Origin of the sequence: Pseudoalteromonas rubra (assembly GCF_000967655.1) — a bacterium.
Taxonomy (GTDB): domain Bacteria; phylum Pseudomonadota; class Gammaproteobacteria; order Enterobacterales; family Alteromonadaceae; genus Pseudoalteromonas; species Pseudoalteromonas rubra_A.
Genome location: NZ_JXYA01000010.1, coordinates 13,993 through 40,447 on the forward strand (window position 1 = coordinate 13,993; position 26,455 = coordinate 40,447).

A 26,455-nucleotide genomic window follows, 5' to 3' on the forward strand; every position below is an offset into this window, starting at 1 on the left:
CAAGACTAAGTTATGCCTCACGCCCGCGCCTCCAATTGTTCGCAATCCAAAAAATTCCTGTGCCTACTGCCAGCGCCAGAACAGACCATATACCCGGTGTTGCTTCGTAGCCGAACAAGGCCTTCAGGATCCGACCGCCGACACTGTCCTCACTCACCCAGTTGCGTAGATCAAAAAGCGCGGGATACGCAGGCATAACGTCGATTTGTGCGGCCAAGTCGCTTGCAAAAACCAGTTTGCTGGCACTGTGCAACGCGACAAACATACTCACTAAAGCCATGGCATTCCTCGTCGCCCAGAGCAATGAAAAATAGAGCAATATAGCAAAGCTGGCACAAATACTAAGACCGAGACCAGCTCCCAACGCCATCGAAAATGCCGCGTCAGCCTGCCAGTAGCCGCTAAAGTAAGTAAAAAAGTTACTCAGATATAAGGTCAGTGCCGCCATCAGGCTAAGCACCCGGGCCTTATCACTCCCCTGAATGTAATGACCAGATAAACCAACAAACAATGCCATCAGGAGAATTATCTGGACCAGCTCCAGCCCCCGGTAATCCCACCAGGCGGAGATATCCGCAGCCATCTGCAGTAGCGCAATGCAGCCCAAAGCCCCCAGCGTAATACCCAGCACGGCCTGTTTTATGGTTAACACGGTTTTACCTGTTGCACATAGCAATACGCATACAACCGCAACCGGTAAGCACTGGTTAAGTGTGATCACAACCGAATTAAGGAGCATGTAATTCCTCCCTGGCAATCACTACACCTCGCGCTGTGTTGGGAGAAAACTCGCCAAAAAAACTGTACTCTCCGGGTTCGAGTGGGCCGATATAAATGACGCTTTTTCGCCCCGGGAATAATACCTTCTCGCGATTCAGATCAAAGCTATCAAACTCTTCCGCAGCAGGGTCTTGATTTTCAATCACCAAACGGATTTTTTGTCTTGCAGGAACGACTATCGACTGAGGACTAAACAAATGGTTTTTCAGCACAATGCTGCGCGTTTCCAGCGCTATCGCGGGTGCACAGGCCAGACACAAAGCCAACGCCAGACGATTACGACTCATCCTGCACTCCTTTGAATGCGACACATACCCGCAACCCTCCCAACTCGGCGCGCGATAAGGTTAGTCTGGCAGCATAAATATCACAGATCTGCCGAGCTATCGCCATACCCAGCCCGGCCCCTTTTTCTCCACTGGGGTGGGAGTCGCCACCAACCCGATAAAATCGATCAAACACACGTTCTATCTGAGTTTGCGTCATTCCTGGGCCAGAGTCTTGTACTTGCCACAAGACTTGTGTTGCATCACGCGTGATGTCAATACGGATCTCACCATGTGCAGGTGTATATTTTATGGCATTACTCAACAGGTTGCCCAGCAGGGTTGTAAGCGTAAACTGACATCCCATTACTGAAGAAGGCTCACAGTGTAGGCTTATCTGTAGATCTTTATCTGCAATCCTGCTGTACATATCTGCCACCAGCTGTTGGGTCACCACCTCAATATCCAGCACTTCAAACTGCTTGCGCCAAACTTGCGGCTCAGTTCGGGCCAGTGTCAGCATTTGCTCGACAATGTGATTAAGTTGGTCGGCACTGTGCTCTATGCCCTGAATACTGCTTTTAGAAGGGCTAGATTTGAGGTTATGCAAATGAATTTTCAGCGCAGCAATAGGGGTTTTTAATTCATGTGCCGCATCTGAGGCAAAGTAGCGCTCACGCAGGTAGGCCGCTTCTACTTTGGCAAACAACGCATTCATCATGGTAATAACGGGGGCAACTTCCCGATCCTGGCTATGCGTTGTTAATGCGGTAAAATCGTCCGCCCGGCGTACCTTTAACTCTGCACTCAGCTGAGTTAGCGGGCGCAGTGCGCGGTAAATATACCAGGCTATGAATGCCGCAAGCAAAGGCATGATGATCACCAAAGGTAGCATGGCCGATAACACCAGACTTTCAGCGAGTGCAAAGCGTTTATTGACTGGTTCTGCCACCAACACCAAACGGGTATCGTGTTTGTCGGTATAGGTGCGCAGCCGCATTGCGGCAATATTTTGCGTTTTCCAGCCGGGAGATAAATCTACTTGTGCTGCCGTAGTGCTGAGTCGTTCGCTGGCCGCAACCAAAACACCATCTTGCCAAATCTGAAAGTACAAGTCATGAGTCGCAATAGTGTGTGTTAGCTGTGTTTTCATTAGCAACCCTGACATTTCCCTGAGCTGTTCATCAAGCTGTTGCTCTGCCTTGGCCATACTGGCCTGATACCCATTCAGCAAGGCCCAGAAGGTCGACAGTACCAAGCATGAGACCAGGATCAGTGTCAATTTTCGATTAATTGAAACAGGGCGCAGGGCAGGATGCATCGACAATCAACTACCTACCACATATCCAATACCACGCAGAGTTTTGATAAACCCTGTAGGTAACTTTTTACGCAAGTGATGGATATGCACTTCAATGGCATTGGAACCCAGTTCTTCTCCCCAATGATACAGCTTGTCTTCAAGCTGACTCTTCGACAAGACACGCCCTTTGTTCTCCATCAGAGCCTTGAGCAACATATATTCTTTTCGCGGCAACTGTAACGTGTTTTGTTCAAATTCCACCTGGTGGCTGGCGAGATCCAAAGTAACCGGTTCAACATTCAGGCGGCTATCTTGCTGCTTGCCAAAACGCCGTGCCACGACCCGCAAACGGGCGAACAACTCAAGCGGCTCAAATGGTTTTGCCAGATAATCATCGGCACCGTGATCCAATCCGATGATTTTATCATCCAGTTCATCGCGTGCAGTCAGGATGAGTACACCGACCTGCGCCCTTTGCTGTTTAAGCGCTTTGAGCACAGTCAATCCATCCCCATCGGGCAGCCCCAAATCCAACACCACTAACTCAGGGGTCATTGCCTCGATGGCTCCCAGTGCACTGGCACAAGTATCAGCATGCTCAACCGCATAACCTTCTTTTTTTAATGACTGGATGAGGCCCTGTGCAAGCAGGGCATCATCTTCTACTAATAATAATCTCATTTTTTACGTTTAAGCTTTTTCTCAATCCGAGCTAACAGCTCTGTGACCTCAGCCTGGCGATATTGATCCGCTTTTTCGCGGCCTGGACGCTTGGGTGCAGCTTGTGCCTGCTTTAAGTGTATCAGAGCCTTGCCGTATTCGCGCTCATCATATAGAAATTGCGCGTAAAAGTAATTGATATCAAGCCCATAAGGGTTAATAGCCAGCGACTGTTCAAACAGAGTTCGTGCTTTTTTATCGCTTCCAAATCCGATTGGCCAGCCCGGGACCTGACTATACAAGGTGCCCAGACTGGTTAAAGCCGAACCATTCAGTGCTTCTTTATCAATTTCAATTGCGCGTTCAAACTCGACTTTGGCTTCCTTCGCCAGCCCCAGCGCACCCAGTCCGCCTTTAGCGCCCGCGTAACTGGACTTGATAATGCCATGCCAGATATGACTCTCAGCACTATCTGGATAGTGCTCCACTACGCTCTGACTGTCCTTTACTAGTGCCTGAAAAGCTTTTTCCTGCGCATCGTCCTTCAGCTCATAATTTACTTTGGCCCAGGACTGTTGCAACGATGCAATATCATCTTTCAATGCAGCCTGGCAGGTGGCACTAAATGCAAGACCAACCGACACACTTAATGCGATATATACTGATTTCATATTGACTCCTACGAAGATGAAGAAAATTTTGCACACTGCGCGGCAAAATGAGCCCGAATCGTGGCGCACTGCTTAATGATGTTGCCATCCACTAGCTCGGGCAGCAGGCCGTTTAGCCTGGCGAAAAACTTTTCCGGGTAGCCAACCCCCTTACGCATGGCTTTGCTCTTTAGTAAGGCCATAAATTCATCGGCAACAACCTGAGGACAATCCATTTGATTGCCCAGCTTCTGATTCAGCTGACGAATCGACTCATCATTGATGGCGGTGTCCGCAGCGCGCGGGGCAAGATATTTCACTGCCACTTTGCCACTGAACTCACGTGCTAACGCTTCGCTGAAACCTCGTAAGCCAAACTTACTGGCACAATAAGCGCTTTGATATGGAAACCCGATGGCGCCGAGCGCGGAACCTATATTCACAACTGTGCCCCGATTGGATTCAAGCTGATTTAACAAGGCATGCGTAAGGCAGGCTGGTGACGCCAGGTTCACTTGTAACATCTGAGTGAGCTCATCCTGCGCCATCTCAGCAAAGGCCACCATTCGATTAATCCCGGCATTATTGACCAGCAGACTGGCACCTCCCATCATCGCAGCCTGATGCGCGATCTGAGCAGGTGCTTTATCATCACTTAAATCCACTGCTATAGCCTGATGTTCAGGCCCAAACTGCGTGACCATAGTCTGTAGCACCGACCGATCCCGGGCTACTAAAAGTAAACGCCAACCATCCTGAAGCAATCGATGTGCAAACACTCGCCCAAGCCCGCCGGTGGCGCCTGTCAGCACCGCTAGTTTTTGCTTGCTCATTAGCTTGCCTCCCGAGTGAATAACCCCAGCTGCGTGTCTATCTCATGAAATATGGCACCATAAAGACGATAAAAGCGTCTGGCACCATGAATGATGATCTGCTGCTCTTGTGGGTCTTCAATGCGATTCATTAACCCGGCAAAGAAGTCTATATGCTCCAGGTCGAGTGCTCCGTGTGATGTCAGATAGCTGAAGGCATTTTTAGGCAATCCCAGCTTAGTACGTATGGCTGTAGCCGCTTTGTCTGCCAGCATAATAGAAGTCCCTTCCAGCACATTCACCATGCCAAAGAAGCTCAAAGGAGAAACACGTTGAATGGCGTCATAGGCATAACTAACCATCATTTCGGTCGCAAAACCGGGCTGACTGCGTCGCACTGCTTCTTTGTCGAACCCACATGCAGCAATGTCATTGAGGATCCACTCCTGGTGTCCCAGCTCTTCTTCAATGTAATGCGCAATGGCTTCACGCAGCCATTCTTTTTCCTCGTTTAACTGGCTACCACATGCCATCAATAGCGGCACGGTGTGCTTCACATGATGATAAGCCTGGGTTAAAAACCCCACATACTGCTCAATACAGATCTCCTCTTCAAAGACAGCTTTGAAAATTGGTGCACTTAAAAGATATTCACGCTCAGTCTGAGTCGCGTCTTGTAGTGCCTGATAGAAATTATTCATATGCTTTTCTCCAATAGTGTCTGCGGCTGCAAAGCCTGCGTCTCTGTACGTATGCAGTAGAGCGCGTTTAATTCAGTTTGATAGTGGCGGGCAATGGCATCACGCCTGGGCCGACCGTTTGATGTCATTAACTCGGCTTCTGCCGACAAGGGTTGAGTCAGTCGATGCCAGGATGCAACTCTGGCGTAGTCCGGTAACTGGTCATTGGTCTGGGAGATCAACTGACTCAGTTGATTGTCACTGAGCTGCGAAGCGGCATAGATCAATGCAACCAGATGTGCCCTGGCATCGCCAAAAACGACGGCCTGCAATACTCCAGGTTGGGCTAGCAGCATGGATTCGGGCCACTCTGGTGACACATTTCGCCCGTTACTCAGGATCAGCTGGTTTTTAAGCCGTCCATTAATGACCAATACACGCCCGTCTTGACTGGCTAAGTCTTCGGTTGCCAGCCAACTGTCGGGGCTGTGTTCAGGTCCGTTGAGATAGCCCAAAAAGAGTGGGCCTTTGAGATAAAGCTGTCCTTGTTCAATTTTGTACTCCAGGTGCGGCAACACCTCTCCGACACCTGTGAGCTGTCCGCCAACATTGTTCAGCGCCACCACAGAGCCGGCTTCCGACAGCCCATAGCCCTGAAAAACCGGCAGCCCGAACGCAATGGCCTGAGCGAGCAAATGGCTATCAACTCGGGCGCCACCGACAGCGATAAAGCGCAAACTCTTCGGGGCTTGCCACCCCTGCGTGCAGGCATGCACTAGCAGCTGTAAAAGTTCGGGGACCAGGATCAGCGTATTCGGCTCGAATTGACTGATACAGGCCAATAGTTTGTCGGGGGCATGTAACTGACTGCCCTGATAACCAAGGCTATTCAAAGAAGGCAAAATGACCTGGCCATCACTCAGTAATGGGGCATACACACCCGCGACGTTTTCAAGCAACACGGCCAGAGGTAATAGGCACAGGTGCCTTGGCTTATCGAGGCTCAAACGCTGACCGAGACTCAGGGCCACCTGCATCATAGTGGTTTGCGACAAGCACACACCTTTGGGTAACCCCGTGGAGCCCGATGTAAAAGTGATCTTACGCGTACCAGCAAAGTAGTGCGTCGCTTTACTATTTATCCTGTAAACATAGAGTGTGCACTCACATACGGTGATGGTTCTAAACGGTGTATCATCCGCACGCTCCGTGTCGCTGAATAACCAGCTTGCGCCTGACTCACTCAATGCATGCTCACACTGAGCCGGGGTAAAAAACAAAGGTAAGGGCAACGCAACTTTGTTGCACTCCGACAGTACCAGGTCAACGGCAATCCAGGCTGGCGAATTATCCATTTGAAAAGCAATACAGGCTCCGTCAAGCTCACTCATAAGCGCTGCCAGCGCATCACATTGCTGTTGAAATGCGTGCTTGGTCCAGCGAGTCTGTTCGTTTGCTAAGACAACCTCGTGCAGCTTATGTGATATACGACTGAGCAGTTCACGCATAACGCAGTCCCTCCAGCAAGTATTCTGTCTCACTGCGATAGTCCTGTGCATAGCGTCTGAACAATGCCGTTGCGCGGATCAGCTGAGTCGCATCCAACAAGTCAACCACACAGACCTTAGGTTGTCGCTGGTAATAAGACCCGTAATCTGCGGCATCTTCAATATTATTAGCAGCGTCCGCGAGAATGTAGACCGGCACCTGCAGTAAAGACAACAGCGCCCTGACCTGGCTGGTTGCCGAAAAGGTCAGATATCGAATGCCGTAAGCGGTCAGTGCCTGCGTCACGATTACAAAATGCAATAAGCTGGCTTTGCGATGCGTCGATACCAGATTGCCCAGCTCAGCGATTTCAAAGCGCCCATACTGGTCTGATAGATGAGCGCCAGCTTGATGTGCCACGATAGCCTGCTCAATATTTTGTTGCAGGTACTGTTCAACAAACAGCTCGTGCTTGCCAGCCAGTCGCAATCCGAGGCAACACTGGCCGCACCTCAGCTTCAGCGCACTCAGTAACGGGTAAAAATGCTTGATCTCAGCATCAAATGCTCTGCGAAAGCCGCTGCGAATGTCATTTTCCAGCATGGCGCGTAATTCAGAGTGATTATCTGCCCAACTCAACTGCCGGGGAGAAATCGCGGTTCCTTGTGTTTGAACGAGGGCGGTCATACGCTGCTCCGTATTGTTAACTTAGGTGCAGAGTAGAACTGGAATATTAAGACAACCTTAAGGTTTTAAAATGCAGCATATTCGCTATTGTGACTCGAGGTGGCGCGCCAGGTGTATTTCAATTTCTTTCGCACTGAGTGGCTCGCCAAGATGGTAGCCTTGCAATAAAGGACACCCCATTTTGGTAAGTAACCTTGCCTGTTCAGGCGCTTCTACGCCCTCTGCACAGCAAACAACACCAAGGTTGTTGGCCAGGGTAAGCACCGAACTCACCACACCCGCGACCTCCTCTTCGGTCAGCCCATTCAGAAGTCCGGGGTCCAGCTTTAAGCCGTCAAAGTTGAATGCATGAAGCTGCCCGATACTGGTATGACTGGCATCAAAATCATCGATCGCCAGAGTAAATCCTGCCTCGCGCCAGGCATCAACCACCGAGTTTAACTCGCCGCCCAATACCGATAGCTGTTTTTCAGTCACTTCAAGTTCGATATGCTGAGGCTGCAGCCCGTGCCCGGATATACTGTGTGTTAGTGCGCTCAGTGCTTCTTCTTGCTGCAGCGTCTTAACCGCCAGATTCAAGCTTAACCTGAGTTTTGGGTGTTGCGATTGCCACCTGGCAAAATGGCTTAATGCTTGCTCCCACAACTTAACCTGCAAAGACATCAGCGCTTTTACATCACTTATTTCAGCAATAAAGCGACTGGCTTCAACTAAATCATCCTCTTTATGCCAGCGCGCCAACATTTCGAGCTTAACAATGCGCCCATCCGTTGCGTTCACAATGGGCTGAAAGTGCGGTACAAACTGGTCCTGCGATATGGCTTCTAAAATTGCCTGTTCCAGCGCCTGATTCTGTTCGACCTCGTCATCCAGTTGTGCACAGTAGAACTGCATGCCGCCTTTGCCAGATTTTTTTGCCCGATACATCGCGCTGTCCGCTCGCTTCATTAATACTTCAGCGTTATCGCCATCATCTGGATACAAAGCCACACCGGCACTTAGTGTCGCCTGCACTTCAACACCTTTGATCTCATACTGTCCGCACACCCTGTCGAGTACTTTCTTAATAACGCTGCCAACATGCCGTTTGTCTTCAATGGCATCGAGCAACAGCACAAACTCATCGCCCCCCATCCGGGACACGGTATCACAGGCACGAATGGCGTCCGTGAGCCGCAGCGCTATTTGTTTGAGTAGTAAGTCGCCAAAGTCATGCCCCAGTGAATCATTGATTTTTTTGAATTTATTGAGGTCCATAAACACCACCGCAAACTGGTGGCGGTTGCGCAGTGCCCGTTTACAGGCCTGGATCAGCCTATCCTGCAGCAACAGCCGATTTGGCAGGCCAGTCAAGGCATCGTGGTGGGCCAGGTGGTTCATTTTGCGCTTGAGTGCGCGGGATTCGGTCACATCCTGAAAAATCATTACAGCGCCTATCACTTTTCCCGCATTGTTATAAACCGGCGAGCAGGAGTCATCAATTGCAAACTCCAGTCCGAGATGATTTCGAAAGCAAGTTGAATCCGGCAAACTAACCGTTTGCTGGCTGCGCATGCACACCGCCATCTGATCTTCTATGGGCCGATCGCTACCTTCATGGTATAAAGGCATCACTTCGCTGATGGGCTGCCCTTTCACTTCTTCTGTAAGCAGCGCTAATACGGCTTCAGCAACCGGGTTCATAAAGATCACCCGGCTATCGACATCGCAACAGATAACGCCATCACCAATCGAACTCAATGTAACTGCCAAAAGCTCACTGTCGGTGTCTGCCTGACCTAAATGGGGAGACAGCGGTAAATAGCGGGCAAGGTGCAAATTGCGATGGTCAGAACTTTGCAGTTCAAATAACCCCGTCACACGCTCGCTAAGCGCACTGACCAGCGTCAATTTAACCACCTGACCTGCTTTTGGTTGCTCCAACCACGCCGCAAGTCTTGCCCAACTATCTGGCTCAAGTAATTCATGCAGGTTATAAGCGAACAGTTCGGTGTGGCTCTTGTTCAATGCTTTGGTCAGGCCATCACTCATACTCACTAAACTGGCATCTGAGCTAAACACAAACTGATACCCGTCACTTGCCTGAAACGCCTCCAGGTAAAAATGATGTGCCTCGTGATGTTTATTGCTGCGGATAACGCCTTGTTTGCGATTTAACCCCCACACGACCAGGCCAGCCATCAACGCGAACACGCCCCCTGTGACCAGCGCAAACACCATAGGGTTGGCCAGAAAACTAGCAGGCGATTGAGTTGCTGCACTACCCTGCCACCCAATGACAGAAAAACACAGACAAACGATTGATTGCAACGCAGAGGGTTTCACTCACACTCCCGGTCATTTTTTCATGTCGCACCTGACAAGCTTAGTCGTTATCCCGTTACTTTGGTAATGCAGAGTAGTACTTTTGAAGCCTTTGTTAATGAAAGAGTTTAAGGTTGTAGGGTTATTTGCCATGCGCCTGCAATTATGCCGATTTCTGGAATTTCGGCGAATTTTATTCTAGTGTCTTGAAAGCAGCCCGTTGACAGTGGAGTTTCGCATTGAGCGACAAAAATATCGTAGACAGCTTCATTCGCGTTGCGCGCATTATCGCTAACCTTGATGCAATCCTGGCCGAAGCGAAAAACCTCTCATTAACCGCTAAAAATGCCCGTGTTGTTGCACTTCGGGCCGGGGATTCTGCGTCAGGCTTTAAGCCCATAACTAATTTCATTGATGAGTTTTCAGAGCAAACCATCAAAACCACAACCCATATCTCCGCTTTATCCAATCAGTTGTTCAAAATCGCCCTTGAAGCGGTCAGAAGTACCCAGTTCGATATGCACGTCGGCAAAGCCGCCACCTTAGTATCTACTCCGCAACTGATAACCTTGCAGCATAAGGCCAAACTGGATAGGCAACAGCAGACCAAAAAGCTGGAAATTGCCCTGCTGGAGCTGGAAAGCTTTTTTGAAGAAATAAACAAGCAAATGCGCAGTGCCGAATACATTGCGGTCACAAGCCGGGTCGAGGCATCCAATGCCGGTGAGTTCAGTGACAGCTTGCAATCGGTCTCTGATTTTATTGCCAGCGCGGCCAAAACCATTAAGCAATCAGTCACCGTCAACCTAAACGAAATCCATACTCTGAGAGGCACCTTGCATTGAAAGCAACACCATTATACCAGGCTGCCAGTCACAGCTGGCTTATGTTCGGCCGCGACGAAGGCAAGCCGGAGAAAATCATTGATACCAACCAATATCTGGTCAAGGGCAAAGGACAGGCCGTGCTGCTCGACCCCGGCGGTACTGAGCTTTTTTCACCTATGCTGGCAGCTATATTGCAGCATATCGACCTGCAAGAACTCACCACCCTGTTCGCCTCACATCAGGACCCGGATATTATTTCTTCACTTGGGCTGTGGGATAAGGCCTTACCCGGCGCCACACTGCACGCCCCCTGGTTATGGGAAGGGTTTATTCGTCATTTTGGTATGAGCAACATTAAGTACCAAGGGATCAAAGATGAAGGCGGCGAAATCCGGCTCAATGATACCAGCCTGAAACTTGTGCCCGCCCATTATCTGCACTCGTCTGGCAACTTTCATGTGTATGATCCACAGGCAAAGATACTGATGAGTGGCGACGTGGGTGCGGCACTGGAAAAAGCCGGTGCGCCAATATTTGTCGAGGACTTTGGCTCACATATCAAGCATATGGAGTATTTCCATCGCCGCTGGATGCCATCTAATCGGGCCAAAGCCAACTGGATTGCGCGGGTGAAAGAGCTCAACATAGAGATTATGGCGCCTCAGCACGGCCGCTTATTCAAAGGCGAAGCCGTGGCTGAGTTCCTGGAGTGGTTTGCAAAGCTGGATGTTGGTATTGCTACCTGAGGCTCATTTATCGCTCCATACCGCCAGTTCATTGCCGCTGGGCTCAATAAAATGGAACCGTCTGCCACCGGGAAAGCTAAATATTGCTTTGTTAATGGTGGCACCGGCCTGCTCTATGGCCTGCTGTGTTTGCTCCAGGTCATCGCTGTATAGGACCAGCAATGGCGCACCTTGTGCCTGACTGGCCGCCACATCGCTCAGAAAAAAGCCGCCTTCCAGGCCTGATTCGCTGAACGCCACATATTCGGGGCCATATGACTGAAACTGCCAGCCAAACACAGATTCAAAGAAAGTTTGTGTCGCCGCTAAATCCGCTGCGGCAAATTCAACATAGTTCAGAGTGTGGTGTGTCATAGTCTTTCCTTTTATTTTTTATATTCAACAGACGTTCACCGGCTCTTGCTATATCCGACAACCGTTTGAACTGAATTGGCTCCATCTTAGCGCTGTGGCATGATAGAGTGCCAGAAAAAATAGCATATTTATAATGAATACCTTGTTTCGCTTCACGTTAATAGGTTTGCTCATGACCCTCACAACACCGAGTATCAATGCTCAGCCTGCTGCTGATTTACGCGCCCTGATAGGGCAAAAGCTGATGCTCGATTTACGATACTTTTGTCAGCAAGGCAAAGGCGCTCAGTGCCGCACGCCCATGACGACTCTGCCGCCGGAATTAAAAGCGCTGCTACATGAATACCAGATTGGCGGTGTGATTTTATTTGCTGAAAACGTTCAGGACGTTGAACAAATTGTGACACTAACTGAACAATTGCATAGCGCAACGGCGCAACCGCCCTTTATTGCCATTGATCAGGAAGGTGGCCGGGTTGCCAGAATTAATCGCTCAGAAGCCACATCCTTTACCGGTAATATGAGTATTGGCGCCAGCTATGCCGAACATGGCACACACTATGCGCATCAGGTTGCGTCGGTCATAGGCAAAGAACTGGCGGTACTTGGGATCAATGTTAATTTTGCGCCCACCGTTGATGTTAATGCCAACCCGGATAACCCGGTTATTAATGTCCGCTCTTTTGGTGAAGATCCGCATATGGTTGCCAAACTGGGCGCTGCGCAAGTCAAAGCGTTCGAGCAACAGGGAGTGATCTCTGCCATAAAGCACTTTCCAGGCCACGGCGATACCAATGTTGACAGTCACACCGGTTTACCACGCGTAAGCCATGCTCTGAGCCAAATCCACCAGCAAGACATCGCGCCCTTTGCCACCATCATCAAACAACAAACGCCGGGCATGATAATGACCGCACACATCCAGTATCCTGCACTGGACGAGACCCAGATAGTCAACAAACACGGCGAAAAAATGCTTCGCCCGGCCACAATGTCGCGCAAAATTATGCACGACTTACTCAGAGGTGAGCTGGAATATCAGGGTGTCACCATCACAGATGCGCTGGATATGGCCGGGATCAGCGACTTTTTTGAGCCCGAGCAGGCCGTCATTGAAACCTTTGCGGCAGGCGTAGACATTGCTCTGATGCCCTTCGCTGTTCGCAGCACGCAGGACATCCAGGCATTCAGAGCGTTTATGGCGAAGCTGTACCAGCAAGCCTCAAGCCAGCTTGATATCTCCGAGCTGCGAAAATCAGCGCAGAGAATACAGGCACTCAAGGCCCGCTTTTTGCCGCCTAAGCGTCACCTGTCTGCACCGATTGCGCAATCTGTGTTGGGTAACCCTCAACACCGCAAGCTGGAAGCTGAGCTGGCGCTGGCAGCCATCACAGAGGTGAAAAATGATAACCTGCTGCCACTGGCAATTCACGCCAATCAGCGCATTCACCTGATCATGCCAGACAAACAAAAAGCCACAGCACTTAAGCAAGCTCTGCAGGCTCACACTGCTCACCCGCTCACCATCACGCTGTCGAGCTTGCAAGGGTTTAACCCCGCGCAGGCCAGAGCTGACATAACAAAAGCGGACTGGATCATTGCCGGTCACGCGACGCCTGCACAAAGCGCGGTAGAAATTGGCGGTATGGAGGATGTTGCAACGCTGGCACAATTCTCATTGGCGGCCCGTGCCCAGCCAGATGCCCTGGAGGAGCTGCTGAGCTTTGCTCAATCGCAACAAAAATCTACCCTGTTTATTAGTTTGCGCGCCCCTTATGAAACAACCCGGTTTGCCCCCTACAGCCAGGCGGTGCTGGCAAGCTATGCCTATAATGTTGATGTTGAAACGACGCAGGAAGTCAGTGGGCCTGCCTACACCGCACTTGCCAAAGTCATTATGGGCCAGGAAAAGGCCAAAGGTAAACTGCCTGTCAGCGTAAACAAACAAGCAGAATAGCACCACCGGCCTATAATATTGAGTGAGGTGTTGTTGAATCCACCTGTTACCTGATGAGGACATGTATGGACCCAAAGGCATCACTCACTGCTCCCAATGCCATTCGCGCCATGATCCGGGCCGGAGATTATTCCGGCCCCACCAACGGCTTTGTACCCGGCTTTGCCCAGTGTGATATTTTAATCCTGCCCGAGGCCAATGCATTTGAATTTCAGACTTATTGTCAACACAACGCAGACTGCTGTCCTTTGCTTGCCACCAGCATTGCGCCGGGGAGCTATCACCTGGATCAACTGGGCCAGAATATCGATATACGCACAGATGTGCCCCGTTACCGCATTCTCAAACACGGCCAGCTCACGGAAGAAGTGTCTGATATCACCCATTTATGGCGTGACGACTTTGTTATCTTTGCGCTGGCCAGTTATCTGGCCTTTGATACCGTGCTCAACTCCTTTGGTATTCCAAGTCCGCTGGCTAATCCCACACACTCACTACCTATGTATATCAGTCACCTCGAAAGTAATCCGGTAGGTCCGTTTGGTGGCAATAAAGTGGTTTGCATGCGCCCAATGCAAAAACAGGAGTTAATCAAAGCCATTCAGGCAGGTTCGGTAAGCCGGGTGCCACACGGTATCCCGGTCCATTTCGGCGAGCCGGGCGAGATAGGGATAAAAAACCTCGGCAAGCCAAACTTTGGTGAGCCTATTGCCTTTGCTGCGCCTAAACTCCCGGTGTTCTGGACGACCAGTTTAACGGCTCACCTGGCCATCACCCGGGCTGCGCCTGAGTTGTGTATTATCAATAGCCCACAGCATTTGTTGGTCACAGACAAGGCTGATCTCAGTCTGGTGATTGACTGAGACCTGCTTTCTTTAAACGTGTCGTTCTAACCCTTGCGCTTCAATCCGTGTTAAGGTCTGAAAAAATCCAACAGAAGAGCAGTCTATGCTGTTAAATTGTGACCTGGGGGAGAGCTTTGGTGCCTGGAAAATGGGCCTGGACAGCCAGGTGATGCCCCATATTGACCTGGCTAACATTGCCTGTGGCTTTCATGCCGGCGACCCCACCGTTATGGCAACCACACTCTCACTAGCCAAAGCACATGAAGTCGGCATCGGTGCACATCCCGGTTACCCCGACCTGCAAGGATTTGGACGTCGCTCCATGGCCTTGAGCGACACCGAACTTAGAAACACCCTGCATTACCAAATTGCCGCACTGGATGGCATGGCTCGGGTACAGGGTATGGCGCTGAGTTATGTAAAACCCCACGGCGCACTGTATAACGACATGATGCGTGATGAAGCAATCCTCCTTCAGGTGCTCAAAACCCTGTCTGACTATCCGGCTCCGCTAAAACTCATGTTGCTGGCAACGGCCCAGCAAGCAGAGCATGCACGCCTTGCATCACAGTTCGGGGTCGAGTTACTGTTTGAAGCCTTTGCAGACAGACTGTATACAGACGAAGGGCAACTCAGTGCGCGAAGCCTGCCAAATGCCGTTCACAACGAAGCCAGTGTACTGGCACAGGTAAAGCAATTGTTGGCGCACGGTACAGTCACCACGGCCAGTGGTCAGGCTTTGCCACTAAAAGCAGATACGCTCTGTGTCCATGGCGACAACATGGACAGCATTAAGCAAATTGTTGCCATTAAAACCTTACTCAAAACCCAATAGCACTTGGTATCAAAAGGAATAAACTATGATTGAAACCTCCCGGCTGCGCCTCAGGCCGCTCACCCAACAGGACTGGCCATTTTTTCTCCGCCTCCACCTGTACCCTCAGGTGATGCGTTTTATCAGCGACCTCTCTGAGCAAAGCCATATCCGTGAGCAATTTGACGGCCGCCTTATCGACTGGCATAAAGAGAGCAAGGCGTGGCTGACTTTGCTTATTGAAGAAAAAGACACCGGTGAGCCTGTCGGTTTGCATGGTTTTTTGTCGAGCTGGTTGCCTTACCAACAAGCGGAGCTTGGTTTTATGCTCACCCCTGAGCATCAGGGTAAAGGATACGCCAAAGAATCAACCCGCGCAGTGATTGATTTTGCGTTTAATCAGTGTGGTTACCACAAGCTGACAGCCACCGTAACAGAGGGTAACGAGGCCTCTTTCAACTTGCTAACCAGGCTTGGATTTGAGCATGAGGGCACGCTCAGGGATAACTACCGGATCGGTGAACAGTGGTGCCATGATCAAAAGCTTGGCTTAATCACTCCCCACTAAGCAGTGGTAACGCAGCCAGCATTCAATGCCAGCTGCGTGGCCGTTAAAAGCGCTTCTTAGAAAGGCCCGCTGGTATCCTGTGGCGATTGCCACAAGCTTGACCAGACAAAGTTACCGTGCACATAGTAAATATGTTCATCATGCAAAATACCTCTGTCGTCGCCAGCCCAGAAATATTGCGATGTGTCGGCGTCTGGTTGCTGCTCAGCCGTACTACTGCCGATATACAGTAACTTGGGCGTTTCGCCTGTATGTACTTCAAATGCGGCCAGCTCATTGCGCCTGTACCAGCTCACGGAGCTTTCACTGTCATTCTCAGTCAGCCAGCTTTCCACGGGCAGCGTCATCCTGAACACCTCATCGCTGTGTTTGATGTAGCTAAATGCGTGATAGTCAAACTCAACCGGACTGAACCCGCCACTAAACACTTTTTCATCAACCAGTGAAGGCGCACTCATATCACTGACATCGAACAAACTGACTTTGGCGCCAAAGTCATCCTCGTTATCCAAAGGCCCGTCGAGAAACCAGTTTTGCACGTTCTGACCAATACCTATGAGTAACTGTTCAGACACAGGGTGGAGATACGCAGAATAACCGGGGATCTCCAGTGCACCGGCGATCTTAGGGTCGCTCTTGTCACTGAGATCCAGCACATACAAAGGGTCTATCTGGCGAAACGTGACAATATAGGCTTTATCAGCAAAAAAGCGCACCGCATAGATATCCTCTTCTACCAGCCCATTGTCAGAAACTTTTCCGATTGGCGTGGTGCGCGTCTGATTGGGTAACTGAGCAACCACCGCCAGGCTTTCATCTTGCTTTTCCAGCAGGTAAAGCCTGTGCAACATACCGTTTGCCTCGGTAAAGCGGGTCGTCACCACACGCAATACCCCAGCATGCTCACTGAACCTTAAGTTGTGATTGCTGCGCCCCAAGTGACCGGCCACTTTGCCAGACACAGTGTAGCTGACCGCCTGTTCTCCCAAATTAAACTGGTGGATCACTGTCTGAGTTGCGTCATCAAACGAGGCTTCCTCAGAATCATAATAATATCCATAAAGATAGACATTATTCTCTGACATGTAGATCCCTTCGGTTCTACTCGCGATACAGGTCGTGGTCAATGAATCGGGGTCGTTGAGTGACACGCGAGTCACAGATGTAATGTGATGATATCCATGCAAATTGGATGCATTGTCTGGCATATAGCAAGTCGCCGGGTCGACCAATAAGCGCTCGGTGCCGGCTTTAATGTTGGTCACTTTAGGCAGCAGTTCAGTGATATCTGTCTCAGTTATTTTTTGGTAATTAATGACATCCAGATCCTCACCCTCTTGTTCAAACCCCGTAAAACTGGCAGAGAATTCGCTGATCAAATAAAGCGAGTTACCGATGACCCGTGAATCAACCAGCTCGCCATCAAAGCGAAACTGATGGGTGACTTGAGCCTGTGAAGGGTCTTTGACATCAACCAGGGTCAGCGCAAAGTCCTGGGAACCTAAGAAAGGTATAGATGTTGCATCTACGGCTATCTCAGCCGTTAGTAAGGGCTCCACCATAAACCCACCCCGGTCATTGCTGAGCACGGCAGCCAGGTTATTCTCCTGCAGATACAATTGCTGTTTTGCGTAAAAATCTGAACTGGTGATTAAAGTGGTTAATGGTCCAAGTGCGCCATTTTCTTCACGCTTCAAGATGCGAACAGACTGCTTGTGCTCCCCCTGTGCGGCCTGAAAATCAACGGTATTAGCAATATATAAGTGCGCACCGTCGTATTTCACTCTGTCACTTTCATCCACCGCTTGCTCCTGCACATTGGTGGTTGAATACGCTGGCGTGGCTCCATCGGCCTCCGGCGTACTCACCTGATCGCCACTATCCTGAGGAGTGGTCGCTCCTTGTGCCAGGTAAATGCCATTCTTGAGATAAGTTGCAAAATCCGCGGCACTTGCCTTACGCAGTTTTTTCGCGCTTGCCTCACCCGTGGTTAAATCAGGTACTTTGTCGGACGGTGTTTGCGATCCTCCATTACCCGGGTCCTGAGAGGAAGTATTCGTATCACTCCCTGAGCCACATGCACCGAGTAAAGATAAAGTAAGCGCCGCTACACCTAGCTTCAGCTGGGTAGAATATAACATTGGTTGTCTCCTTGGGGTTAAGTATGTATCTAACTTTACTCAAATACCAAAGCCTTGCTGTTATTCCAGCCAGTGGAAATGTTATTTAATGTAACTCTTTCTGGTAATTGGTAATTTTATTGGTAAAGTACACATGTTTAAAATAGGGAGTGGGTAAAGTGAAACGTCTGTCGGGTGTGATTGGCTCAGTGTTGTTTAGCAGTATGGCAATGGCCAACTGTGACTCCCAACCGGAGAATTGCATTGAGGTGTCACAATGGGAGTTTTCCGTGGCATTGGGCGCCGGTGTCGCAACCAACCCCTTGAAAGATGGCGATCATTCTCCATTGATTGTGTTGCCATATGTGCGCTACTACGGCGATCGCTTTTTTCTCGATAATACCGCGATTGGTTACACATTCTATGACCACCAGGCATTTGATGTAAGCTGGATTGCTGAGCTTAACTCAGAGCAAGCTTTCTTTAGCCGCTCCCGACCAGGCACAGTGCTGCGCGCCAACACGCTATCCCCGGATCTCAATGAACGAGTCAACTTACCACAAATAGAGGTGCCCACGTCAGGTGAAGTCAGTGGAGATGATAACGTCAACTTACCCAATGACGTTAGTGTACAAGTGCCGGTTACAGAGTTAGATCTAGAACCGAAAGAGATACAGCCGCCTTCTTTAACCTTTGATGACCTGGCCAAGCGTAAATGGGCTATCGACAGCGGTATACTGGCACACTGGTATATCTCTGAACAACACAAGTTGAGGGTGCGGTTACTGCATGATGTACGTGGCATCTATAAGGGCTTTCACAGCTCATTAGAATACAGCTATAAATTACCATTTGGTACGCCTAAATATGCCCAGCTGCAGTTAAAGCTCGGAGTCGATTACAAAGACGCGAAACTGGGGAGCTATTACTATGGGATTACACAAAGAGATACTGAACTTACACATTATCGCTACCAGGTAGATAGTACTTTTAACCCTTATGTGGGCATAGCTTATAATCACAGGTTAAGCGAAAGCTGGCAATTTAAATTCACGGCAAAGCATCAATGGCTCGGTTCAAGCATAGCAAACAGCCCAATTGTCGACGAAGGCTACACAACCTCAGTCTTCATCGGAGGCTTGTATGCGTTTTAACCTTGCTCTGCATAGCTTGTCTATAGGGGCACTGATGTGGTGCTCGCAGACAGTGCAGGCTAAATCTGAGCCGCCACCCCTGTTTGAGATAAAACCTCAGGTTTGTATGGTAAAAACACAAGGACAAACCTGTCAGATGACCATCCGAGTGAACTGGCATCACAGCGAATCAGAAAACCTTTGCCTATACCAGTCAGATACTCAGCTGCATTGTTGGAAAAACAGCCAGCAAGGAAGCGTAAAACTAGCCGTCAAGCTTGCACAAAATATGGAATTTAGCCTCAAAGATCCACACAAAAACACACTTGCTAAAAAAACCATTAAAGTCAATGCTGTCGTCAGCACTAAGTATCGCAGGAAACTTAAAACAGATTGGAGTTTATTCTAATGATCAAAGTCATATTAGTAGAAGATGATGAGAGGCTGGCTCAGCTGACAGGACAGTTTTTACAAAGTAACAATTACGCTGTGACTGTGATCCATGATGGCGCACTGGCACCGGAGAAAATCGTCCAAGAGCAACCTGATGTGGTGATCCTGGACATTATGCTGCCAAACCTGGATGGCTTTGAAATTTGCCGCCGAATTAGACCCGACTACCAGGGGCCGGTGCTGTTTTTGACAGCCAAAGACAGTGACTTTGATCATGTCAGAGGTCTGGAAATTGGTGCTGATGACTATGTCATCAAGCCTGTAGAGCCTTATGTGTTACTTGCCAGGCTAAATGCACTTTTGCGTCGTCAAGGCAAACAAACTGACAGCACAGATCAACTGACACTGGGACAATTACGGATAGATAAAGCGGCCCGCAAGACCTATCTGAGCGAACAGGAAATTGATCTGACGAGTTATGAATTTGATCTACTGTGGGAGCTTGCCAGACACGCAGGCGATACGCTCAGCCGCGAACATATTTATAACCAGGTTGTTGGCCGACCCTATGATGGGCTGGATCGTAGCGTCGATGTACGGATCTCACGATTGCGTAAAAAACTCAATGACAACCTTGAACAACCCTACAGACTGATCACGGTTTGGGGGAAAGGGTATTTATGCTCAAAATCCGCCTGGGACTGAGGCATTATGCTGCGATTGCTTGTTAGCCTTTATATTGTGGTGTTCGCCAGTATTATTGCCATTAATTTAGGCAGCGAGGCAATCTGGCGCAACTGGGTTGACCAAGCACCCGATGACCTGCGACACGCCACTTTGGTTGCCGGGCAATATAAACAAGCACTCAGCTACATTAAAGAAGACGAGTTCGAATCGTTCCTCAGTACGCAAACACAATTGACCGTATTTCCTTATGAAGATGTTGCCTGGCTGCCCGAGCAACTGACCGCGCTCAGACAAGGCGAGATCATCACCTCTTTTGATGATACGGGGAATGCGCTGCTGCTATTTATGACCAACAATGGGATGTCTGTTGCCCAGCTTGGTCCGTTTGCACCAGCACAATCTGCCGAATTAAAACAATACACCATCAAGTTTCTTTCCTACTCAGTGCTGGCATTGTTACTGGTCATCTGGTTGAGACCGCTCTGGATTGATCTGGTCCAATTGAAACGCACGTCCGAGAAGCTGGCTTCCGGGTCACTTGACCTGACAACAAGCCGATCTCGCTTTTCAGCCATTTACACATTGACGCAGCAAATTGAACGCATGGCACTAAAAACAGCCAGTCTGATGAGCAACCAAAAACAGCTGGTGAATGCTGTCTCCCACGAGCTAAGAACACCGCTCGCACGTTTGAAATTTGCACTGGCTATGTTGGCACCCAAAGCGCCTGAACAGGTAGCCGCTATGGAAGAGGACGTGACGGAAATGGAGGTGCTGATTGATGAGATGCTCAGCTATGCCCGACTTGAGTTTGCCAATCAGCAGTTGCATATGCAGCAATGCAATCTGGCTCCTCTGATACTGGACCAGCTTGAAAAACTGACACGCACAACCGACAAACAGCTGATCACCAACACCATCAACGATACCTTGGTTATGTGCGACCCTCATCAGTTAACCCGCGTCATTCAAAACCTACTGCAAAACGCCGACAAATATGGCCAAAGCACCATTCGCATCAGCCTCGAGCAGCGGCAGAACATGGCGGTGTTTACAGTAGAAGACGATGGTCCCGGCATTCCAGAGTCAAAACGGGAGCAAGTGTTTCAGCCGTTTTCCAGACTGGATAAAAGCCGCAATAAAGAAACCGGTGGATTTGGTTTAGGTCTGGCTATCGTCAGCAAAATTCTCTCCTGGCACAATACCAGTTGCGAGATTAACGACTCTGAGCTGGGCGGAGCCTGCTTTACTGTGCAGCTGCCGCTTGTGTCGCAGAGTAAGCACGGTTAAAACTTAACGGCACCACGCATTGCTTTAGTCTGAGCTCGTTTATTTTTGCTGTCGAGACGTTTGCGCTGTGAGCTGCGAGTGGGCTTGGTTGCCCGGCGCGCTTTTTCTACTTTTATTGCACTGAGGATCAAGGCTTTCAACCGGGCCAACGCATCTTCACGGTTTTGTTCCTGAGTGCGAAAGCTCTGTGCTTTAATCACAATCACGCCCTCTTTGCTGATACGACTGTCTTGCAGCGCCAGCAAACGTTCTTTATAAAATGAGGGTAAAGTAGAGCGTTGGATATCAAACCTAAGATGAATGGCAGAAGCCACCTTGTTGACATTCTGACCACCCGCCCCTTGCGAACGGATCGCCGACAGTTCAATTTCCCATGCCGCTAATTCGACATTGTTTGATAGCTTTAACATAGTGACTACGGTTTGCCTTTCTCAGTGCTATCATAACAAGTTGCACGTGCATTCGTCTATCTGGCCTCACCCAGACGACTTGCAATCGCCGGAGACACTCTGGCAGCCCGACACGCTGGTGCCAGGGTAGCAACCTGCCCTAACAGCACCATACACACACCACCAATGACAAAAAAGTCCACAGGCACGGTGGCCAACTCAAACCAGTTGCTAAATTGCACATTCAGTAAGATGGCCGCAATACAGCCTACTCCAACGCCAACTGCGGTTAGTAGCGCATTTTCAAGCATAAAGTAGCCCACTATCTGCCCTTGCTGTGCGCCAAGTGCACGACGGATCCCAATTTGCCGACGTCGCCGGATCACCGCAAAACGTGCCTGGCCAAATATGCCCAAAGCCGTAACCAAAGACAGGCAAGCAACTACCCACAATAAGGTCATGCTCGCGGCATACTCAGCCTGATAACTTTGCGCTTTGACTTGTTCAAACGACATGAATTCTTCGATTTTGCGTCCATGCAAACGCATCAGATAATCCAAAGTATTGGCCGTTGCCTGGGCTTGCTGACCCGGAACATGACGCACCAGATAATACACATATTCACTGGTCTCTATCACAGGCGCCAGCACACTGTGCTCAACAACCACCCAAAAGCTCCACGCAGCCTGCAATGTTTTGACCACGCCTCGAACTTGCTGAGGGCGCTTGTCGATATAAATTGTTTTACCCACGACCTGGCGCCAGTCATCAGGATACAGTGATTGAGCAAGGGCTTGTGTAATGATGATCTCGGTCGCCACTCGAAACCCGTCTGTTTCGGCATATTGCGGTGTCTGGGCAAACCTTTCACCAGCGACCAGCTCCAGCCCCATGGTTTCCAGCAGTGCAGCATCACCGCCGTAGTAGCCACTGAAGGTATCGTAATCCCCCTCCGCCTGGGTTGCCACTTCCAGGAAGCTGCCCCAACCGCTCAGTGGCACCCCGGAGGTAACAGAGGCAGTCTCAACCCCGGACAACCCCTTTAATGCCTGCAAATCTTGTTCAATTTGCGACGCTCTGGCTTGTGTATCACCCGGTAAATTAGTGAGGACGTAAAACGTGTTCTGCTCATCCAGACCACTGGGGCGGGATAACAAGCTTTGCTTTTCAACCGCCAGATAGGCTGCATTGACCAAAATCATAAAGGTCACGGCGATTTGCAGGATAAACAACACAGGCGCAGTGCGGCTGTGATTTAACGTCTTGAGAATGGGTAACAAGTCTCGCATAATGGCCCCTTACACACCGTTAAGCTGACTGGCAGGCTCTATCCGGCTGGCACGAAAAACGGGAAGCAGCCCAAAAAGCACACTAACGGAAACCGCCACCAAAGGCGTCATAACCAGGATATACATATCCATGTGCATTAAATCACTGCTCAGATGCTGATAAACCCGGCTACATAAAGTCAGCCCCAGCTGAGCAAGCAACAGGCCTAGCACCCCACCAAACAGGCCCATCAACACAGTTTCTACACTAAACTGAACAAATACCTGCTGCTTACTTGCACCGACCGCACGGCGCAAACCAATTTCGCTGGCCTTACCATGAAACTTAGCCATCATCAGATTGGTGCTGTTCAGTAAGCACAACAATAAAAAGCACAGTGATAAGCCCAGTGCCACCAGGTTATCATCAGAAATAGCTTCGCGATCGGCAAGATACTCACCTGGAGTGCTCAGCTTGTTGAGAATTTTGCGCTGAAACCGCCCCAGCGCGCGTTGCTCCTGGACATAGGTATAGAGGAATTCCTCGTAAGCACGGCGCTGGCTGGCATCCTTTAATTCAACCCAAAAGTAAACCCAAACACACTCAGAAGCTAGCAGGGCTTCAAACGAGCTGTCTTGTGGGTCTTGCCAGCATTCAAATGGCTGCAAATTTGACGACCACAGGGCGTTACGTACTTGGGTCTCAAACGGGATAAAGACGTCTCTGGGTTTGCGAAATGCATGCATAGCCTCGCCATAAAAACGAGGCAAGATAGGCCAGTTATCCATGACCCCAATTATGCGATACTCCAGTGCCCCCAGTGTAATGTGTTGGCCCACGGAGTTCTCACCATTGAACCGTCGCTGATTCGTGTCTGCACTGATCACCGCCACCCGCTCTCCTTGCAGATCAGCATCCTCAGACCAGGCACTACCAAATTTGATGGGTGCATTAAAAGCGCTAAAGAAGTCGCGACTGGTGGAACGCACCAGCGCCGTTTTTGCCTCAGAGTCTGGCTGAGTCGGCAGCTTCAGTTGGTCGCGATAACCGCTAACAGGAATGTGGGACTCGGCACGGTTCGCGCGCCACAAGTTTTGCATGTCCTGAAAGGTCAGATAAGGCGGCACCCGCTCTTCATCGCCCTGGCTATAATAGGCTTTTTGTGGGCCCCAGCTGTTAAGTTGGACTAAGAACAACGAGTCGGCTTTGCCGGGGACTGGTTCCTGATTCATCATGTAATTGATGGTGTAAGTGGTCATGGTGGCTGCGATACCCACCGCTATTGTGACCACAATTAAGGAACTTAATAATGGAGTTTGTTTGAAGCTTATCCAGGCCAGTTTGAAATAATATCTCATCAGCTTGCTTCCTCCACCTTGTTATTTCCCGGAAATGGCGCCGGGTCAGCACGATCAACCTTAAGATCGTGCTATCGCATTGATTTAATTACTGAACAACTCGCACACGCTCTGCACTGTTGAACATCCGGGTATCCGATATAATCACTGTATCACCAACTGCCAGCCCGGAAAGCACCTCTACCTGGCCCAGACTTTTCGACCCCAGGCTGATCGGTTTTTTCACTGCACTGCCTTCATCCAGAACATAAGCATATTTACCGCTATATGCGTCAACAAACTGGCCTCGGGGCAGATAAGTAACGCCCGACTTTTCTTCCAGCACAATACGGCTGGTCAGGCGCTGATTTTGTCTCAGTCCAGTGATGTCTGTTTCCTTAAAGCGGATTTTACCTTCCACCTGACCACGCACTATCTCCGGAGAAATGGCGGTCAGTTCGCCTTCATAGGCGCGGCCATTTAAAGTAATTTGAGCTGGCATGCCTAACGCCAGGTCATCGGCATAGTTTTCAGGAATATTGACCTCAACCTCGTAGTGCGACAAGTCAACGACGCTGAGCAACGGTTGGTTCTTAGCTACCGTGTTTTTTTGATCAACACTCAGGTTACCGACAATACCGTTAACCGGAGAGCGGATCTCCAGTGACGCCACTCGGCGTTGTAATTCATCAACCAGCACCTGTTGTGCCTGAAATTCGATTGCCCTTGTCTGGATCTCGAATTTCTGGCTCTCTTTTAGTAATGCGACCTCTTTGACCGCCAGACGATGCTCACGCTGTGCGTTTTCCAGCTCATCTTTGGCTTTTTGATAGTCTATGTCGCTCACGACCTGGTTTTTCTTACCTTCTTCATTTCGGCGCATTTCGCGTTTAGCCGCGTTCAACGCGACTATCGCTTGACCCAGGTAGTTTTCCTGCGCCAGGTCCTGCTTCTTTGCCTGAATTTTTTCTCGTTCAAGTTGCGTTTTTAGACGTGTAAGCTCTGCCTGCTCCTGTGCCAACAAGCTTTTCAGCTCAGGGCTGTCAATCTGAGCCAGCGGCTGGTTAATCTCTACCGAATCGCCTGCTGTAACCAGGTAAGTCACCGTACCTTCTGCTGGGCTATAGAGGGTTGGCCGGCGTGACGCAATTACGCGACCCTGAACAGAAATATCCCGAATAAATTCACCACGGCGCACTTCGGCGACATGAATGTTATCCATTCTGACCGCACTTTCACCACTTGCCCATGCAAGTAGCTGAGGAACAACAAAATATAATGAAATAAATAGACCAGCGATGATCAGGAAGTACAGTTTGTAGTTGTGTTTTTTCTCTAGCTGGCTGTCCTGAGCGCTGGTATCATCGATATACTGCATGCACTACGTCCTTGAATATAAAAATGTTGATCAATACCAGTGCCTGAAAATAGCAAAATTCAATCTAAATGTCACCATCAATAAACATTTTATTAATACTTTAATCGGTTCCAAATTGGATTTGGGTACATTGTTTACCTTAGCAGGCTAATTATTGAGCCACATAACTAGATGTGTGAGTGAACAGATAAAGGAATAAAAGAAGGGAAGCAAGAGTAAAGCGCGGCCTCCATGCCGCCGCAAGTGCTTGGGAATAACTGTAAATACTGCATAATCATATTCTAACCTGGACGCCACCTCCTATTTCGCTTTGTTTGGTCGAATAATTTATCTACTTGTCGAAAAGGCTTGCAACAGCGCTTGGGGAGTCGCTACGCTGCCCTGTTAAACTGACGCGCAAGCAGTAACTCACTGTCACGCAATGCACGTTTAATCACCTGCATCATATTCTTGCCTTTGGCCCGAACAGACACACTGGGTAATCCCGGCAATAACACTTCCACTTTACAGATAGTCAAAACGCCATGACGCTGACACGCTTGCTCATCCACATCAATGCGCACTTTGCGAATGTGGGCCGCATAACGCATAAATTTGTTGGTGGCCAACTTTGAGAGTTGCGACTTGGTCGCCTCTGCAATGCGCTTGCCCGTTGCTCTGAAGTTTAGTTTCATAATGCTATCAACCTCTTGTACAAAGCCAGTTAATTACTGGAAAT

General features: G+C 49.6%; 27 protein-coding genes. 10 read left to right on the forward strand and 17 right to left on the reverse strand.

Annotation, left to right across the window (positions count from 1 at the left end; all coding sequences use genetic code 11):
• Window positions 1-10: 10 nt before the first annotated feature.
• The 10 genes from TW77_RS05550 to TW77_RS05595 all read right to left on the reverse strand — a co-directional run bounded on the left by TW77_RS05550 (window position 11) and on the right by TW77_RS05595 (window position 9,651).
• Window positions 11-739: a hypothetical protein gene (locus tag TW77_RS05550; protein ID WP_046003978.1), complete on the reverse strand. Its 729-nt coding sequence runs from the start codon at window positions 737-739 to the stop codon at window positions 11-13.
• Window positions 729-1,067 (reverse strand): cupredoxin domain-containing protein, encoded by a 339-nt coding sequence (locus TW77_RS05555; protein ID WP_046003979.1) that lies wholly within the window; start codon window positions 1,065-1,067, stop codon window positions 729-731. Before TW77_RS05555 ends, TW77_RS05550 begins: the two co-directional genes overlap by 11 nt.
• Window positions 1,057-2,367 carry an ATP-binding protein gene (locus TW77_RS05560; RefSeq protein ID WP_046003980.1) on the reverse strand — a complete coding sequence of 437 codons (1,311 nt, stop codon included), beginning with the start codon at window positions 2,365-2,367 and terminating at the stop codon, window positions 1,057-1,059. The genes TW77_RS05555 and TW77_RS05560 overlap by 11 nt, the downstream gene beginning before the upstream one ends.
• Before the next feature lie 6 nt (window positions 2,368-2,373).
• Window positions 2,374-3,030 (reverse strand): response regulator, encoded by a 657-nt coding sequence (locus TW77_RS05565; RefSeq protein WP_046003981.1) that lies wholly within the window; start codon window positions 3,028-3,030, stop codon window positions 2,374-2,376.
• Window positions 3,027-3,680 carry a tetratricopeptide repeat protein gene (locus tag TW77_RS05570; protein ID WP_046003982.1) on the reverse strand — a complete coding sequence of 218 codons (654 nt, stop codon included), beginning with the start codon at window positions 3,678-3,680 and terminating at the stop codon, window positions 3,027-3,029. Before TW77_RS05570 ends, TW77_RS05565 begins: the two co-directional genes overlap by 4 nt.
• Window positions 3,681-3,688: 8 nt before the next feature.
• On the reverse strand, window positions 3,689-4,492 hold the full coding sequence (locus tag TW77_RS05575) for an SDR family oxidoreductase (protein WP_046003983.1): 804 nt from the start codon (window positions 4,490-4,492) through the stop codon (window positions 3,689-3,691).
• Window positions 4,492-5,172 carry a TenA family transcriptional regulator gene (locus TW77_RS05580; RefSeq protein ID WP_046003984.1) on the reverse strand — a complete coding sequence of 227 codons (681 nt, stop codon included), beginning with the start codon at window positions 5,170-5,172 and terminating at the stop codon, window positions 4,492-4,494. The genes TW77_RS05575 and TW77_RS05580 overlap by 1 nt, the downstream gene beginning before the upstream one ends.
• Complete coding sequence (locus TW77_RS05585; protein WP_046003985.1) at window positions 5,169-6,659, reverse strand: AMP-binding protein; 1,491 nt, start codon at window positions 6,657-6,659, stop codon at window positions 5,169-5,171. Before TW77_RS05585 ends, TW77_RS05580 begins: the two co-directional genes overlap by 4 nt.
• Window positions 6,652-7,326 carry a thermostable hemolysin gene (locus tag TW77_RS05590; protein ID WP_052713047.1) on the reverse strand — a complete coding sequence of 225 codons (675 nt, stop codon included), beginning with the start codon at window positions 7,324-7,326 and terminating at the stop codon, window positions 6,652-6,654. The genes TW77_RS05585 and TW77_RS05590 overlap by 8 nt, the downstream gene beginning before the upstream one ends.
• A gap of 84 nt (window positions 7,327-7,410) precedes the next feature.
• Window positions 7,411-9,651 carry a putative bifunctional diguanylate cyclase/phosphodiesterase gene (locus tag TW77_RS05595; RefSeq protein WP_052713048.1) on the reverse strand — a complete coding sequence of 747 codons (2,241 nt, stop codon included), beginning with the start codon at window positions 9,649-9,651 and terminating at the stop codon, window positions 7,411-7,413.
• A gap of 218 nt (window positions 9,652-9,869) precedes the next feature.
• Between TW77_RS05595 and TW77_RS05600 the strand changes: the two genes are divergently transcribed.
• Both TW77_RS05600 and TW77_RS05605 read left to right on the forward strand, forming a co-directional pair.
• Window positions 9,870-10,475, forward strand: coding sequence for a hypothetical protein (locus tag TW77_RS05600; RefSeq protein ID WP_046003986.1), 606 nt, complete (start codon window positions 9,870-9,872; stop codon window positions 10,473-10,475).
• Window positions 10,472-11,203 (forward strand): MBL fold metallo-hydrolase, encoded by a 732-nt coding sequence (locus tag TW77_RS05605; protein ID WP_046003987.1) that lies wholly within the window; start codon window positions 10,472-10,474, stop codon window positions 11,201-11,203. The genes TW77_RS05600 and TW77_RS05605 overlap by 4 nt, the downstream gene beginning before the upstream one ends.
• Before the next feature lie 3 nt (window positions 11,204-11,206).
• Here TW77_RS05605 and TW77_RS05610 read toward each other — a convergent pair whose 3' ends face one another.
• Complete coding sequence (locus tag TW77_RS05610; protein WP_046003988.1) at window positions 11,207-11,557, reverse strand: VOC family protein; 351 nt, start codon at window positions 11,555-11,557, stop codon at window positions 11,207-11,209.
• A gap of 172 nt (window positions 11,558-11,729) precedes the next feature.
• On the opposite strand from TW77_RS05610, the gene TW77_RS05615 reads away from it, so the two are divergent.
• The 4 genes from TW77_RS05615 to TW77_RS05630 all read left to right on the forward strand — a co-directional run bounded on the left by TW77_RS05615 (window position 11,730) and on the right by TW77_RS05630 (window position 15,741).
• Complete coding sequence (locus TW77_RS05615) at window positions 11,730-13,514, forward strand: glycoside hydrolase family 3 protein (protein WP_046003989.1); 1,785 nt, start codon at window positions 11,730-11,732, stop codon at window positions 13,512-13,514.
• A 65-nt stretch (window positions 13,515-13,579) separates the two neighbouring features.
• Window positions 13,580-14,377: a D-glutamate cyclase family protein gene (locus TW77_RS05620; protein WP_046003990.1), complete on the forward strand. Its 798-nt coding sequence runs from the start codon at window positions 13,580-13,582 to the stop codon at window positions 14,375-14,377.
• A gap of 85 nt (window positions 14,378-14,462) precedes the next feature.
• Window positions 14,463-15,194 carry a 5-oxoprolinase subunit PxpA gene (locus TW77_RS05625; RefSeq protein WP_046003991.1) on the forward strand — a complete coding sequence of 244 codons (732 nt, stop codon included), beginning with the start codon at window positions 14,463-14,465 and terminating at the stop codon, window positions 15,192-15,194.
• 25 nt (window positions 15,195-15,219) lie between these two features.
• On the forward strand, window positions 15,220-15,741 hold the full coding sequence (locus TW77_RS05630; protein WP_046003992.1) for a GNAT family N-acetyltransferase: 522 nt from the start codon (window positions 15,220-15,222) through the stop codon (window positions 15,739-15,741).
• 56 nt (window positions 15,742-15,797) lie between these two features.
• On the opposite strand, the gene TW77_RS05635 is transcribed toward TW77_RS05630, so the two are convergent.
• Window positions 15,798-17,882: a beta-propeller domain-containing protein gene (locus tag TW77_RS05635; protein WP_052713049.1), complete on the reverse strand. Its 2,085-nt coding sequence runs from the start codon at window positions 17,880-17,882 to the stop codon at window positions 15,798-15,800.
• A 158-nt stretch (window positions 17,883-18,040) separates the two neighbouring features.
• Here TW77_RS05635 and TW77_RS24140 point away from each other — a divergent pair, with 158 nt between their 5' ends.
• The 4 genes from TW77_RS24140 to TW77_RS05655 are packed head-to-tail and all read left to right on the forward strand — an operon-like array spanning window position 18,041 to window position 21,364.
• The gene (locus tag TW77_RS24140) at window positions 18,041-19,015 is read left to right on the forward strand and encodes a MipA/OmpV family protein (RefSeq protein ID WP_052713050.1); all 975 of its coding nucleotides are present in this window, start codon (window positions 18,041-18,043) and stop codon (window positions 19,013-19,015) included.
• Window positions 19,005-19,403: a DUF3019 domain-containing protein gene (locus TW77_RS05645; protein WP_046003993.1), complete on the forward strand. Its 399-nt coding sequence runs from the start codon at window positions 19,005-19,007 to the stop codon at window positions 19,401-19,403. The genes TW77_RS24140 and TW77_RS05645 overlap by 11 nt, the downstream gene beginning before the upstream one ends.
• The gene (locus tag TW77_RS05650; RefSeq protein WP_046003994.1) at window positions 19,403-20,092 is read left to right on the forward strand and encodes a response regulator; all 690 of its coding nucleotides are present in this window, start codon (window positions 19,403-19,405) and stop codon (window positions 20,090-20,092) included. Before TW77_RS05645 ends, TW77_RS05650 begins: the two co-directional genes overlap by 1 nt.
• A 6-nt stretch (window positions 20,093-20,098) precedes the next feature.
• Window positions 20,099-21,364, forward strand: a complete 1,266-nt coding sequence (locus TW77_RS05655) for an ATP-binding protein (RefSeq protein ID WP_046003995.1) — start codon at window positions 20,099-20,101, stop codon at window positions 21,362-21,364.
• Here TW77_RS05655 and arfB read toward each other — a convergent pair.
• The 5 genes from arfB to TW77_RS05680 form a co-directional block, all read right to left on the reverse strand.
• Window positions 21,361-21,774 carry an alternative ribosome rescue aminoacyl-tRNA hydrolase ArfB gene (arfB, locus tag TW77_RS05660; protein WP_046003996.1) on the reverse strand — a complete coding sequence of 138 codons (414 nt, stop codon included), beginning with the start codon at window positions 21,772-21,774 and terminating at the stop codon, window positions 21,361-21,363. The two genes, TW77_RS05655 and arfB, sit on opposite strands and share 4 nt — an antisense overlap.
• Window positions 21,775-21,830: 56 nt before the next feature.
• Complete coding sequence (locus TW77_RS05665; protein WP_046003997.1) at window positions 21,831-23,042, reverse strand: FtsX-like permease family protein; 1,212 nt, start codon at window positions 23,040-23,042, stop codon at window positions 21,831-21,833.
• Between the two features lie 9 nt (window positions 23,043-23,051).
• Complete coding sequence (locus tag TW77_RS05670; RefSeq protein WP_046003998.1) at window positions 23,052-24,380, reverse strand: ABC transporter permease; 1,329 nt, start codon at window positions 24,378-24,380, stop codon at window positions 23,052-23,054.
• Between the two features lie 88 nt (window positions 24,381-24,468).
• Window positions 24,469-25,737: an efflux RND transporter periplasmic adaptor subunit gene (locus tag TW77_RS05675; RefSeq protein ID WP_046003999.1), complete on the reverse strand. Its 1,269-nt coding sequence runs from the start codon at window positions 25,735-25,737 to the stop codon at window positions 24,469-24,471.
• 371 nt (window positions 25,738-26,108) lie between these two features.
• On the reverse strand, window positions 26,109-26,411 hold the full coding sequence (locus TW77_RS05680; protein WP_046004000.1) for a hypothetical protein: 303 nt from the start codon (window positions 26,409-26,411) through the stop codon (window positions 26,109-26,111).
• Window positions 26,412-26,455 lie beyond the last annotated feature (44 nt).